The organism is Cohnella sp. 56 (assembly GCF_037963805.1).
Taxonomy (GTDB): domain Bacteria; phylum Bacillota; class Bacilli; order Paenibacillales; family Paenibacillaceae; genus Cohnella.
The window spans coordinates 638,602-652,634 of record NZ_JAZDQE010000002.1 but is presented as its reverse complement, the minus strand read 5'-3'; the positions used below and the strand labels follow the sequence as shown (position 1 = coordinate 652,634).

Genomic DNA, 14,033 nt, shown 5'->3' with positions numbered 1-14,033 from the left:
AGTGGGAGAACAGTTTGTGCGACGGGGTTATTCCCCAATGTGCAGTTCGTTCTCCCGGCTACCGCCATCTTAAATCGGCCATACAAAAAGGCCAACCAGAAATTCTGGCTGACCTGATAATACGAAATGTGCAGGTTTTCGACTCGCCCGTTCGCCAGCGCAACCTAAAGCCTGCAAATGTGCAGGTTTTCGACTCACCCGTTCGCCGGCGCATCCTAAAGCCTGCAGATGTGCAGGCTTGCGACTCGCCGTTCGCCAGCGCATCCTAAAGCCTGCAAATATGCAGGTTTTCGACTCGCCCGTTCGCCAGCGCAACCTAAAGCCTGCAAATATGCAGGTTTTCGACTCGCCGTTCGCCAGCGCAACCTAAAGCCTGCAAATATGCAGGCTTGCGACTCGCCGTTCGCCAGTGCATCCTAAAGCCTGCAAATCTGCAGGTTTGCGACTCGCTCGTTCGCCAGCGCAACCTAAAAGCCTGCAAATGTGCAGGTTTTCGACTCGCCGTTCGCCAGCGCAACCTAAAGCCTGCAAATGTGCAGGTTTTCGACTCGCCGTTCGCCAGCGCAACCTAAAGCCTGCAAATGTGCAGGTTTTAAAGCCCGACTGCGTTCGATATTTGCCCTGTTCGCCGGAAAAGATGTACGGATGCAGGCATTTGCTTCGCGGGCGCAAGTTTCGGCCAAAAAAGATGTACGGATGCAGGTTTTGCATGGTATCGCATGGCATGGCATGATATCGCATGGCATGGCATGATATCGCATGACATGGTGTCGCAAGCCATCGCAAGACATGGTCTCGCATGGCATCACATGGCATGGCATGCCATGGCCCGCCCCGCCCGGCCGCAGCGCCAAAGAAGGACCCAGCCCGCGCACCGCGCGTGATGGGTCCCCGTCTTTCCTGGCCTTCGGCAATCCGCCCAAGCTTCAAGCGGCGGCGCCCCGCATGCCGGCAAGCATTACATGCGGATGAAAAATCCGAGCAGCTTTTTCGTCTCCGGATCGAAGACGACCGTCAGCGGACCGAGCAGCGCATCCTGGTCGGTGCTGTAATTGACGGCGATCAGCTTGCCGCCGGCGGCCTTGATCTCCGCGACGCGTTTCTTCTCCGCGTCGCCGGACGGCAGCAGGCCTGCGCTGTCCGGCTCGATGACGCTCACCTGGGCTTCTTCCTTTTTGGTCAGCAGATGCGGCAGCTGCTCCGCGGGCACGAGCTTCCAGGCGATCTCGCGGTATTCGGCGATCTCGGCCGCGGTCGGCTGATCCTCCAGCACGACGATCGTGTCGGCGGCGGAGACGTCGCCCTCCGTCAGCACGGGACCGTAATACGCCCGCACAGGCGTGCCCGGCTTGATCTGCGTCCAGTCGGCAGCCTGCCCTTCCTTGTTGACGAGCCGCGTCTCCTTGCCGGATTGAAGCGCGAGCACGGGCTGCTCAACGCCGTCCTTCAGCTCGGCAAAGTAGAGCCGCCAGCCGCCGTCCGTCTTCTCGACGCTGTACACCGCCTGCTCCTTGACGAGACGCTCAGCCGTTACACTGATCGATGCGGCGTGCGACTGCCCCGGATAGCTCTTCGCGATCATCGGGCCGTACTCGGCGATTATGTGCATACCGGCCTTCAGATCGCCGGCTGCGATTGCCTTGCCGTCCGCTCCTTTGACGGTCGTCTTGGCGTCCGCAGTCAAGATGATCCACGGGTTCGGTCCGGTGCCCAGCACCTCAAGTCTGACGCCGCCCGCGGTCGGGGTCGCGTTCGCCACAACGCCGGAAGTCATGATGTAGTCGGCCTCCGCTGCAGGCACCTCCTTGGTCGTCAGATCCAGCTGTTTTTGGTTCCATGAGATGCCGTAGCCAAGTGCATCCGCCGCGTCGCGAACCGGAATATAAGCCTTGCCGTCGATATAAACAGGATGAAGCTGCGTCTGCCCGCCGTTGACCGTGATCGAGATATCGCCGCGAAGCTGACCGCTTACTTTCTCAATGAGACCGGCCGCGCTGGCACCCGTCGTGGCCAGAAGTCCGGCCGCTGTCGCAATGAGGATCCACTTTTGCTTTTTCATCATAGATGCTCCCTTCTGGACATGGTGTGCGTCAAGCTTTACCACCCTCTCTGACGCACACGGCCGTCCAAAAGTTACACCTAAGCGCTTTCTCATCCATTTATAAAGCGATATTCAGTTCTCCGGCAACACTCCGGATATATCGGGCCGCCTCCTCGCCTTCGTCGGGCGAATGAAGATGCTCGATGATAAGCGAGGTGTCGGGGTCCAGCTTGTTCAGCTCGCGGAGGAACGTCCGATAGTCCAGCGCGCCACGTCCGGGCACGACCTCGTCCAGATGTACCGTCAGCTTGCTCGCGATCGCGATGTCCTTGGCGTGACAATTGCGGATGTACGGACCGAGCTTCGCGAAGAAGTCGCGGATCATGTCGCCATTTTTATAGAAGATTCTCGGGCTCGAGATCATGTTGACCGGGTCGAAGTGAACGGCGAATGCCGGCCGGTCGATCGCCTGCAGCAGCGCCAGGTAGGTGTCCGCACTATCGGGGTAAACCCATGGCATCGTCTCGAGCGCAAAAAAAGTGCGGGTCGGACGCACGGCATCGATGATCTCGCGGACCGTATCGACGATGAGTGCGAATGTGTCGTCGGAGAAATTGTCCGGGTGCGGCCCGTCCCACTGCTCGCCGCGCGAGCCCGCGATGTTGACGCAGCAGCGCGCGCCGACCGTATCGGCCAAGGCGAGCCTGCGCTTGCACAGCGCCAGCGCTTCCCGCCGCACCGCTTCGTCCGTGCTGATCGGATTGCTCCAGGCGCCGACCTCCGAGATCGTGATGTCGTTCACCTCAGCCGCCCGCATATAAGCGCGTACGATATCCTCGGACATGCCGTCCAGGTTCGGGCATATCGCCGAACGGTAACCTCCCCGCAGCACTTCGTTGGCCCATGCCTCGGGCGTGCTCGTATCTCCGAATAGCTGGCTTCCCAATCGCATCCTAAATCATCCTCTCCGGTTAGTCTTCGTGCATGACAATCGCCTTGAGCAGCGTCTCGTCTTCGCCCATCACCTTGCCGAATGCCGCGGGTAGATCAGTCAGTCTGAAACGATGCGTGACGAAGGCGAGCGGGTCCAGCTCGCCCCGGACCGCCATCCGCTGCAGCTCGGCGCCGTCCTCCATCGAGGCATACAGCGATCCGACGAGCGTCAGATGCTTGTGGATGATGCGGCTCGAATCGAAGGCGAACTTGGCGCCTTCGCCGATCGAGACAATCGTCCCACCGATCGCGATCAGCTCGAACAACAGATCATAGGACGCCGCCTTGCCAGAGCAATCGATCCCGCAGCCGAATCCGGCCTCTCCTGCGAAAACCCGGAGCTCCGCTGCGGCAGCCTCGCCTGGCGGCATAGCCAGACCGGCGCCCAGACGCAGCGCGGCCTCTCTGCGCGCCGGGACCGGATCGACCGCGGCGATGCTCGCGCCTCGGCTCTTGCAGAGCGCGATCGCCGCGAGGCCGATCGGCCCGCAGCCCGTCACCAGTACGCGGTCGCCCGCCCCGACGCTCGTTCGCTTCAGTGCGGCGTACGGCGTGCCCCAATTGTCGAACAGCAGACTGCCCTGCTCGTATGAAATAGCCGGATCGAGCGGTAGACAGTTGCGTGCGGGCACGACCATCTGCTGTGCGAATCCGAAGCCCATATGCACGAGCGGAGCGCCCGTACAGCGCACGAACCGCCCCGCACGGCAAGCCTCGCATTCGCCGCAGCCCTTGACATTGTTGATCGCTACGCGGTCGCCGGACCGAAGACCGGTTACGCCCGCGCCCGTCTTTACGATCACGCCCGCCGCTTCGTGCCCGGCTACATAATCGCTCGGCGACGTGACGTTCCAGAACCACTTGTCCGAGCCGCATATGCCGCAAGCCTTGATGTCGACCAGCAATTCACCAGGTCCGGGCTCGGGCGCCTCAGCCTCGATGACGCGCAAGTCCCGCGGGCCGAACGCTTTAATGACTTTCATGCTGCACTGCACCTCTTTTGCACGGCCGGATCGTATGCCGAACGCGCCGAGCTTAATTAAAATTGAATCCTATTGATGAAAAATCACCGGCGCCATGAACACGCGTTCACAACTTATTATAGCAGACTCTTCTCCACACATCAAAGCCGGCTGCCGACTGCAGTGCGGACCGCAGTGCCGCCCCCACTGGCAGAGACCGCAGTGCGGATCGTGCTGGCCAATCACACAGTGCCGGCTGCGCAGACAGATCACGCAATGCCAGCCGTGCAGGCAGACAACAGATCATGCAATGCCGACCGTACAGGCTGACAGATCACACAGTGCCGGCCGTGCAGGCAGACAGATCACGCAATGCCGACCGTGTAGGCTGACAGATCCCGCAATGCCGACCGATGCAGGCAGACAGATCACGCAATGCCGACCGATGCAGGCAGACAGATCGCGCAATGCCGACCGTGCAGGTGGACAGATCACGCAATGCCGGCCGTGCAGGCAGACAGATCACGCAATGCCGGCCGTGCAGGCAGACAGATCCCGCAATGCCCGCCGTGCAGGCAGACAGATCGCGCAATCCCGACCGTGCAGGCAGACGTTAATTGACGCTCGCGAGCCGAAAAGACGTAATACGGTCAGCATGATATGCCTTTTGGCAGCTATCGGTCGCGAACGGTGGCGGAGTTACAATGCGAAAATCCCCTCCTCCGACGAGAAGGGGGTTCAACCATAGCCCGATTTTATTCGGCCTCGTCCAGCAGCCGGCGCACCTCGGCGACCTTGGCGGGATCCACGGCGGCGGGACCGCGCACGCCCGTCCCGAAGTGCAGCTCCCGCGCGCCGGTCTTCTGCAGGAACGCCTGCAGCAGTCCCGCATGCAGGCCGCTGCCCGCCATGACGACCGGCCAACGCCAAGCCGCAGGCTGCGCCTCGCCTGCGGCTCCCGCCTCCCCGGCGGCACCGGCATGCCCGGCGCCGGGCTCGCGCACCTCGCCGCCCCGCACACCCGGCCGCCCGCCTTCGCTCATGCGCACGAGCGCCGCAATCGCATCCGCGCCGTCCGGCGCCACGGCCGCGCCGCCCGACGTGAGCACGCGCCGCACGGCGGGAAATCGCGCGATCGCGGCGTATGCAGCCCGCAGATCGGCCGCCTCGTCCAATGCGCGATGGAAGGTCACGTCCATGTCGGCCGCGTAGGACAGCAGAAACGCGAGACCCCGCTCGTCAACCGCTCCCGCATCCGTCAGACAGCCGACGACGATGCCCGGGCGGCCGAGACTGCGGATCGCGGAGATCTGGCCCGCCATGTACGACAGCTCCTGCTCCGTATAGACGAACGAGCGCGCGTGCGGCCGGATCATCACCTGAATGTCGAGCGATACGGCATCCATAATATCCTCGACGAGCGCGAGCGGCGGCGTCAGCCCGCCGACCGCGGGCTCGGCGATAATCTCGATGCGGTCCGCGCCGCCCGCGGCGGCGGCGATCGCATCTTCTACGCTCGTCGCAATAACCTCCAGCGTTCTCAACATCATTTGCCCCTTCCCGGCGATCCTACGTTGCCTGCCCGAAGCTACAGCCGGAAAACCGCGCGGCTCTCCCCGACGACAAGCCCGTTATCGTTAACGATATCCGTCGCCGCGAGTTCATGCAACCGTCCGATCGTGTCCGCGCCCTCATAGCCGAGCTGCGACAGAATGGTCGCGACGATGAGCGGCCATTCCTCCTCCGAGCCGTCCAGCACCTTCAGCGCGACGCCGAGCCTTGCCCTGCGCAGCCCGAAGGCGTAGACGCCCTTCGCCCCGCCTTTGGCCACGATGCCGGCATCCCGATTCAGCGCCGGGCAGATGAGCCCTTCGCCGGACAGCATGTCCGGGTGGCGGTTCATGATGCCCGCCATCCGCGCGGCCGCTTCGCGCAGCGAATCGTCCGCGATCAGATCGGGACACGCCAGCCGCAAAAAGGCGTAAGCGATCCGCTCCAACGGCAGCGCATACACTGGCAGCCCGCAGCCGTCCGTCCCCCGGACGATCTCGTCCTCGGACACGTCCGCCATCGCCGCGATCGCCTGCCGAATATCGGCCTGTGCGGGATGTTCGTGCCGCCAGTAGCCCTCGACCGGGTAGCCTGCGGCCGCACAGAGCGCCAGCACACCGATATGCTTGCCCGAGCAGTTGTGATAAATTCTCCGCTTGCCGCCGCCCGCCGCCACGATGTCATGGCAGGCGGGCACGCTGAGCGGATAGGTCGGGTGGCAGACGAGCATGTCCTCGGACAAGCCCGTCTTGGCCAGCATCGATTCGAGCGCGGCCACATGCTTAGGCTCCGCTCTATGCGAGGCAGCCAGCATCGCCAGCTCTGTCTCCGTGAATGGCCAGCGCGCATCGACCTTCCGCAGGAAAAAAGGCAGCGCCTGCAGCGGCTTCGCGGACGAACGCATAAATGCGGAGAACGACGGATCGCCCACCGACCGGACGACCTTCCCCGAGGCGTCCACGACGCAAATATGTCCCGCATGAACGTTTTCGAGCCGATCGCCCCGATATTCCTCCACCAGTCTCTCCTCCGTCAATGCAAGCCCTCCTTTTCAACGATCATCCCGTTCATTACTCCTTGACCGCCCCGGCGCTCAGGCCCGATTCCACCCGCTCCTGGAACAGCAGGTAGACGACGATCGTCGGCACGATGGTGATCATGATGCCCGCGAACATCGGCCCCATGCGCGCCGTCCCGTGCTCGCCGATGAACGACATGAGCGCGACCGAGATGTTGAACATGCTGTCCTTGGAGACGAGCAGCACGTTCCAGATAAGATCGTTGTAGATGTCGAAAAAAGCGAGGATGCCGGCCGTCGATACGGCGGGCATGGACAGCGGCAGCAATATCCGGAACAGCAGCACGGCAGGCGGACAGCCGTCCACGGCGGCGGATTCGTCGAGTTCCCTGCTGATGCCCTTCATGTAACCGGTAATGAGGAAAATCGTAAACGGCAGCTCGAACACGCCGTACAGCAGGATCAGCGTCCAATGCTTGTTGAAGCCGTCGACCGTGCCGATCATGCGGGAGATGGGGATGATGAGCGAGAATACGGGAATCATCAGTCCGGTCGTAAAGTACAGGTAGGCCGCGTTGCGAAGGCGATATTGGAACCGTGACAGCGCGAACGCCGCCATGACCCCGAGCAGCAGGGCGAGCGCCGTGCCGCTGGCCGCGTACAACGCCGAATTGAACACGGCACGGCCAATGCCGCCGTCCCGCATCGCTTCCGAATAGTTGGACCAAAGCCATTGCACCGGCATCGCGAACGGCTGGTCGTTGTAGATCTCCGTGTTGTCCTTCAGCGACGCCTGGAACGTGAACAACAGCGGGTAAAGAAACATCGCCGAGCACAAAATGGCGAACACGTATGAGACCGGCGCGAATATTCGTCGTGAAAGCGTCATGGCCTGCCTCCCTTGCGACCGTTGGCGCGCTTGCGCGTCCCGCTATCTCCGTCCATCAGACGGTTCAGCAGCAGGGTGGACAAGAAGCCGGCGACGATGATGAAGGTGCCGATGCTGTTGCCCATGCCGAAGTTGTTGTACTTGAACGACTGATTGTAGAGCAGCGTCGTCGGCACGTCCGTCGCGCCGTTGGGGCCGCCGCCCGTCATGACGTAGATCTGCCCGAACACCCGCAGCGACTGGGTGACGGCGAGCACCGAGAACACCTTGAATGTCTCCTTCATGAGCGGGACGGTAATGTACAGCACCCGCCGCCAGCCGACCGCGCCCTCGAGCGCCCCGGCTTCGTACAGATCGTCGGGAATAGCCACGATGCCGCTGGCAAAAATGATCATGTTGAGCCCGAAGTAAATCCAGGCGTTGACGGCAACGATGACGTAGATGGCGATCGACGGCTCCCCCAGCCATTCGTGGCGCCAGCCGCCAAGGCCGGCCAGTTCGAGCAGTGTGTTGACGAGACCGCCGTCGCCCTTGAGCAGAAACTGCCACATGAGGCCGACGGAAGTGAGCGGTAATATAGAAGGAATAAAATAAGCGACCTTGAAAAAACGCTTGCCCTTCATCTTGCTCGTCACGATGAGCGCGAGCGCGAAGCCGACGGGCAGGATGAGCACGAAGGAGGCTGCGATAAACACGCCGACGTTGCGAAGCGCGCGGTAGAACTCTTCGCTCTTGAACATTTGCACGTAGTTGTCGAGTCCGACGTACGTCATCGGCACGCTGCGGATGCCGTTCCAGCTGAACAGGGATTGGTAGGCGGTCTGCGCGACCGGCACGATAAATGCGAGCGTATAGAGCAGAAAAACGGGGATCAGGAAAAGAGAAATGGTCACGTAAGCCTTGCGTCCGTACATCGATATCGCCTCCATTTTGCGGGCCTGGCGTCTGACGCAGATAACGAGGCGACCTCTCTCCGGCGGCGAAGTTTTCATACCGGAGACGAGAGGCCGCCCGCGCTTCGTCAGAAACGCTTATTTGCGGTTGGAGTCGACAAAGCTCTGGATCGCGTCGGCGGTCTTCTTGGGCGTATTGCCCGCGAACAGGCCCTGGATCTCGTTGCGGACCTTGTCCTGCAGCTGGGCGATCGGATCGTAGGCATACAGCTCAAGCTTGAAGCCGGTCGAGGATGCAAGCGCCTGGCTGTAGGCCTGCGTGACCGGATCGACCTTGGACTCGTCCACGGTCATCTTGACCGGATAGACGCCGCCTTTGGTCTGCTCCAGATAGTATTGGAACGCGTCGACCGAGGTCAGGTACTTGAGCAGCTTGACCGCCGCGTCGAGCTTGGCGCCCTTGAGCTCCTTGGAGAGCGAGTAGCCGCCCGCCCCGCCGAACCAGACGCCCGCATTGTCGGGCGCGTCCGCGAAGCTCGGGAACGGAATGACGCCGATCTGATCGGCGATCGGAGACGCCGCCAGCTGGCTGATGCCCCAGGAGCCTTCGTACAGCATCGCGCTCTTGCCGCTGAGGAAGTTGGAGGTGATCGTATTGTTGTCCGTCGTGACGATGTTGTCGCCGAGAATGCCCGCCGACTGCCAGTCCTTGAGCAGCTGGAACAGCGACACCATATCCGCGTCGTTCCACTTGGCCGCTCCGGAGACGAGGGCGTCGGTCTTGGCCTGGCCGAACTTCTTGAGCGACAGATTGGTCAGCAGATGGCCGCCGCGGAAGTTCTCCTTGTCGGCGATCGCCATCGGGGTGATGCCGAGCTCCTTGAACTTGGCCGACACCGCGGACAGCTCGTCGATCGTGGCGGGCGGCGCCATGCCGATTTTTTTGAACAGCTCTTTGTTGTAATAGATCGCGATGCTGTAAAATTCGGACGGAACGCCGTAGGTGCCCGCGAAGTCCTTGTACTGCCAGGTGTCGAGCAGCGGCAGGAACGCGCCCGCCCAGTCGGCGTCGCCGTCGAGGTACGGCTTGAGGTCGAGCGCGCTGTTTTTGGCGTATTCCTTGAACGCCTCCCCGCCGTAGTTCGTCCACAGGTCGGGCAGCTGGCCCGTCGCCATGCTCGTCTTGAGCTTCTGGTTGAAGGCGTTCTCGTCGTTCATCGACTCGTCTTTGATCGTGATGTCCGGATTGTCGGCCTGGAAGCGCTTAATCAGCTCCGCGAAAGCGACCGCCTTCGGGCTCGCGCCCGAATCGCGGGTGAGGATCGTCAGCGTGACCTTCTCGCCCTTCGCAGGGGCGCTTGCGCCTGCGGAAGCGCTAGCGGAAGAATCCGCGCCAGCGTTGTTGCCGTTGCCGCTGTCTTTGCCGCCGCACGCGCTCAGCGCGCCGGTCAGCACAATCGCGGATGCCGTCAATGCGAGCAATCGATTTTTATTCGTCACGTTCGCCATGCCTCCCAGTTGTCTCTTGTCTGTCGGTTAAGCCCTCGGCCTCCGATAGAGTCATTATAAGGAGCCGCGGGCGGACGGAGAATGGCGCTTTTTTACGGTACCGGCGTTATTTTTACTTCATTGCGCCGCGGGCGGACAGCGGCTTACGGGCTGCGGACGCCGCCGTAGCGGGACGGCGGGATGCCGTATTGCTTTTTGAAGCATTTGCTGAAATACTGCGGGTCCGTAAATCCCGCTGCCTCGGAGACGTACGTCAGATTGCGGACGCCCTCGGCCAGCAGCTGCTCCGCGCACCGCATCCGCCGCAGCGTGACGTATTCGACGACCGAGTAGCCCGTGGCGGGCTTGAACAGGCGGCTCAGGTAGCTCGGATTGACCGAGATATGGGCGGCGATCTCGTTCAGCCCCAGCTCGGGATCGGCATAGGCGCCGTCGATGTAGGCGACCGCCTTCTCGACGAGCAGCGCGGGCGACGGCTTGCGCTCGGCGGCCGCGGCGGCGAGGACGAGGGTAGTTCGCCCGAGCAGCCAGCGCCGGATCGCGGGCGGCGTCGCCAGCTCGCGCACGAGCGCTTGGGGCTGCAGCGCGTCGGGCACGTAGTCGCCGGGCGCGAGGCCGCATGCCGAGACGTGTACGCGCAGCGCGGCGACGATCTCGCCGACGAGCAGCTGCAGCCGGGCGATCGGCGCATCGGGCGCGGCGCATGCCGCGAGCCAGCCGTCGATCGCGGCCGTCGCCGCGGCTATGCTGCCGAGCCGGAGCTGCACGAGCAGGCTCTCGCGCACGGCCGGCATATGCGCGCCGCCGCTGCGGGCCGCCGTGTCCGCGCGGGCGAACACGCGCCCGCCGCCCGCCAGGCTGCGGCAATCGAGCGCGGCCTCCGCTTCGGCGGCGGCCTCGGGCAGCTGCGCCCAGTCCGTGCGGATGCCGCTCACGCCGGCGGAGGCGGTCCGGCCGGTGCGCTCGCGGCATGCGGCCATGCCCGCGGTCAGCGCCGCCGTCAACCCGCGCTCTCCGCTATCCGCCACGTTCGCGATGACATACAGGCGGCGCGCATCGGCGCTCCACATCCATTCGAGCTGGCCACGATCGGCCAAGCCTGCGCCCAGCACGGCCTCGATCCATTCGCTGTCCGCGCGTTCGTCCGCGCCGGACGCATCCGGTTCGTCGGACGTCTCCGCCGCGTGCGGCTCATCCGGCGGATCGGGCGACACGAGCATCACGATATATGCGCGATCGGCGAGCGCAGGCAAATATTGCCCGGACAGCGCCGGATCGTGTGGCGCGGCGCCCTGCAGCCGCCGGGCGAGCCAGCGCTCACGCCGAATGTGACGGCCCTCCTCGAGCTGGCGGCGCTCCAGCGCCCTGCGCTCGCGCTCGTCGGCCTCCTCCCGCAGCTCATCCGCCATTCTGCGCAGCAGCTCCTCGAACTCCTGCTTGTTGATGGGCTTGAGCAGATAGTCTCTGGCGCCGGCCCGCAGCGCCGTCTTGGCGTATTCGAACGTGCCGTAGCCGGTCAGGATGACGACCTTGAGCGCCGGATGCCGGACGGCGGCACGCCGCGCGAATTCGAGGCCGTCGAGCAGCGGCATGTTGATATCGACGATCGCGAGGTCGATCGGCACCGTCTCCAGCAGTGCCAGCGCATCCTCGCCGTTGTCCGCCTCGGCCGCGACCTCGAAGCCGCCGGCTGCCCAGTCCACGCCCCGCTTCAGCCTTTCCCGCACCAAATATTCGTCGTCGACGAGCAGCACCGCGTTCATGACCTGTCTCCTTCCGGCCGTCCGTACGGCAGCGTGATGATGACGCGCGTCCCGACCCCCGGCTCGCTCTCAAGCCCCAGACCGTAGCCCGCGCCAAAATAAAGCTTGATTCGTTCATTCGCGCTTTTGACGCCGAAGCTCGCAGCCTGCTCCGGTCCGGCGGGAGCGAGCAGCGCCTTGATTTTTTCCGGGGGCATGCCCATGCCGTCGTCGGTCACATCGATGATCATGTTCCCGTCCCGGATGCGGCCCTCGATGCGAATCAGGCCTTTGCCGCGCTTGTTTTTCAACCCGTGATAGATCGAGTTCTCCACGAGCGGCTGCAGCAGCAGCTTGAGCGTCGGACTGGGCAGCATGGCGGGCTCCACGTCGATCCGGTAATCAAGCTTGTCCGCATAGCGCACCTTCAAAATATCGAGGTACCGCCGCGTCAGCGCCAGCTCCTCGTCCAAGGAAATGATCGGATTGCCCTTGCTGAGTACGCCCCGGTAGAAGCCCGCCAGCTGGCCGACGAGATCGACGATGTCGTCGTTGCGCCCGAGCTCCGCCAGGCCGCAGATGCTCTCCAGCGTGTTGTACAGGAAATGGGGATTGATCTGCGCCTGGATGGCGGCCAGCTCGAATTCCTTGCGCCGCTTCTCCTCCTCGACCGACTGTTCCATCAGCGACTTGGTGCGGCTCACCATCCGGTTGAATTCAACGGCCAGCTCCCCGATCTCGTCGCGGGAATGCAGGTCGAGCGACACGTCCAGATCGCCGCGCTGCACCCGCTTGACCGTCTGCTTGATCACTCTGAGCGGGCGCATGGCATACCGGGAGAGCAGCGGCGTGGCGGCTAGCGCGAGCAGCACGAACAGCATGCCGAGCGCGGTGAACCGGCTCGTCAGCACGCTTTTGTCCTTCGTAATCTCGCCGATCGGCACGATGCCCGCGATCTGCCAGTCCAATCTCGGATACGGACGGGAGACGACCAGATAGCGTTCGCCGTGCTTGATGAACGTGCGCCCGGAACACTCGCCGGACAGCAGCTGATAATAGGGCTCGTCGCGCGCGGACGTATTGAGCGCGTCAGGGTCTGAGCTCGAGACGATATCGCCGGCGCCGTCCACGATGAATACCTGCCCCGTCTCGCCCAGCTTCACGTTGGCGTATTGCTCACTGATGTACCGTTCCTCGACCGACAGCTGCAATACTCCGAGCTGCGCGCCCGACATTTGGGAGTTGAAGCGCTGGAAGAGCGATACGACCTTCTCCTGCCGGTTGTCCCGGTAATAGTTGCTGTCGACCGTGCTCTGCCAGGCGATGCCGTATGCGGCCGGAGCGAACCGCTCGAAGTAAGGGCCGCTCACGTCGCGGACGCCGTCGATGCCACCCGAATCGTAAATCCGGTGAACGTTGTCGTACAGCACGATGGCGCTCACGAACGTCTGTCCGTCGGCGATGCTGCTGAGCACATTTTGCACGGCGATATAGCGCTGGTAGTTCGAATAGGAATCGCTGTCCTTGGAAGCGGCGATAAGCGTCTGCTGGATCGTCTGGTTCTGGATGGCGATGCGGGCGTCGTTCTGCGCATTGTCGAACACGAGGTCGAGCCGGCCGGAGACGAGGTCGAGACTCTGCCTCGTGCTGTCCACCGCTTTGTCGATGAAAATAGAGGAGGAGATGCGGTAGTTGCTGACGGCCAGCGCGATGATGATGAGCGCAAGCGCGGCCGCGAAGTACAGCGTGATCCGCTGATGAATGGACAAGCGGCTCTTCTGCCCCGGCGCGCGTTGATAGGATGCGGACATGCGATTCTCTCCTTGGGGCGTCTTGATCGGCATACCGGCCGCGTCATCCTGCTTTTGTTATTCAACATACCGGAATTCGCGCCGGAATGCCATGTCATTATATGGGGAAATCCGGCGCCAGCGGTTTGAACGCGCAAGCGCATTCCAGGGCAAATAAAGATGCCGCACAGCTTTATTCCGAACCGAAGGCCGCTTCCCGGGCAAATAAGAATGCCGCACAGCTTTATTTCGAACCGAAGGCCGATTCCCGGGCAAATAAGAATGCCGCGCAGCTTTATTTCGAGCCGATGGCCGACTCCCGGGCAAATAAGAATGCCGCACAGCTTTATTCCGAACCGATGGCCGACTCCCGGGCAAATAAGAATACCGTACAGCTTTATTCCGAACCGAAGGCCGATTCCCGGGCAAATAAAGATGCCGCACAGCTTTATTCCGAACCGAAGGCCGATTCCCGGGCAAATAAAGATGCCGCACAGCTTTATTCCGGACTGGGATGGGTGGTGATGTTCACTTTGGTAAGTGAACTCAAAAAAGCCGCCTCCGGCAAAGGAATCGAGAAGAGATTCCTTTGCGCAAGAGACGGCCTTCGATCGATCGCTTTTTACAGTCGATTGTCCTGACGGC

General features: G+C 62.6%; 12 protein-coding genes. 2 read left to right on the top strand and 10 right to left on the bottom strand.

Annotated features, from left to right (window positions below; genetic code table 11):
• Positions 1–269, top strand: a 269-nt coding sequence (locus VQ071_RS05730; protein WP_340512901.1) for a hypothetical protein, incomplete at its 5' end; no start/stop codon positions are given.
• 689 nt (positions 270–958) lie between these two features.
• On the opposite strand, the gene VQ071_RS05725 is transcribed toward VQ071_RS05730, so the two are convergent.
• The 10 genes from VQ071_RS05725 to VQ071_RS05680 form a co-directional block, all read right to left on the bottom strand.
• The gene (locus VQ071_RS05725; protein ID WP_340512900.1) at positions 959–2,062 is read right to left on the bottom strand and encodes a stalk domain-containing protein; all 1,104 of its coding nucleotides are present in this window, start codon (positions 2,060–2,062) and stop codon (positions 959–961) included.
• 97 nt (positions 2,063–2,159) lie between these two features.
• The gene (locus VQ071_RS05720) at positions 2,160–2,993 is read right to left on the bottom strand and encodes a sugar phosphate isomerase/epimerase family protein (RefSeq protein WP_340512899.1); all 834 of its coding nucleotides are present in this window, start codon (positions 2,991–2,993) and stop codon (positions 2,160–2,162) included.
• Between the two features lie 19 nt (positions 2,994–3,012).
• Positions 3,013–4,017 (bottom strand): zinc-dependent alcohol dehydrogenase, encoded by a 1,005-nt coding sequence (locus tag VQ071_RS05715; RefSeq protein WP_340512898.1) that lies wholly within the window; start codon positions 4,015–4,017, stop codon positions 3,013–3,015.
• A gap of 734 nt (positions 4,018–4,751) precedes the next feature.
• Complete coding sequence (locus VQ071_RS05710) at positions 4,752–5,543, bottom strand: copper homeostasis protein CutC (RefSeq protein ID WP_340512897.1); 792 nt, start codon at positions 5,541–5,543, stop codon at positions 4,752–4,754.
• Between the two features lie 41 nt (positions 5,544–5,584).
• Positions 5,585–6,583 (bottom strand): asparaginase, encoded by a 999-nt coding sequence (locus tag VQ071_RS05705; RefSeq protein WP_340512896.1) that lies wholly within the window; start codon positions 6,581–6,583, stop codon positions 5,585–5,587.
• A gap of 34 nt (positions 6,584–6,617) precedes the next feature.
• Complete coding sequence (locus VQ071_RS05700; protein ID WP_340512895.1) at positions 6,618–7,454, bottom strand: carbohydrate ABC transporter permease; 837 nt, start codon at positions 7,452–7,454, stop codon at positions 6,618–6,620.
• Positions 7,451–8,368 carry a carbohydrate ABC transporter permease gene (locus VQ071_RS05695; RefSeq protein ID WP_340512894.1) on the bottom strand — a complete coding sequence of 306 codons (918 nt, stop codon included), beginning with the start codon at positions 8,366–8,368 and terminating at the stop codon, positions 7,451–7,453. Before VQ071_RS05695 ends, VQ071_RS05700 begins: the two co-directional genes overlap by 4 nt.
• A 117-nt stretch (positions 8,369–8,485) precedes the next feature.
• Positions 8,486–9,847 carry an ABC transporter substrate-binding protein gene (locus VQ071_RS05690; RefSeq protein ID WP_340512893.1) on the bottom strand — a complete coding sequence of 454 codons (1,362 nt, stop codon included), beginning with the start codon at positions 9,845–9,847 and terminating at the stop codon, positions 8,486–8,488.
• A gap of 152 nt (positions 9,848–9,999) precedes the next feature.
• Positions 10,000–11,619 (bottom strand): response regulator, encoded by a 1,620-nt coding sequence (locus VQ071_RS05685; RefSeq protein ID WP_340512892.1) that lies wholly within the window; start codon positions 11,617–11,619, stop codon positions 10,000–10,002.
• Entirely contained in the window at positions 11,616–13,409 is a 1,794-nt protein-coding gene (locus VQ071_RS05680) for a sensor histidine kinase (RefSeq protein ID WP_340512891.1), read from the bottom strand. Before VQ071_RS05680 ends, VQ071_RS05685 begins: the two co-directional genes overlap by 4 nt.
• Before the next feature lie 101 nt (positions 13,410–13,510).
• On the opposite strand from VQ071_RS05680, the gene VQ071_RS05675 reads away from it, so the two are divergent.
• On the top strand, positions 13,511–14,029 hold the full coding sequence (locus VQ071_RS05675; protein WP_340512890.1) for a hypothetical protein: 519 nt from the start codon (positions 13,511–13,513) through the stop codon (positions 14,027–14,029).
• The last annotated feature ends 4 nt before the right edge of the window (positions 14,030–14,033 follow it).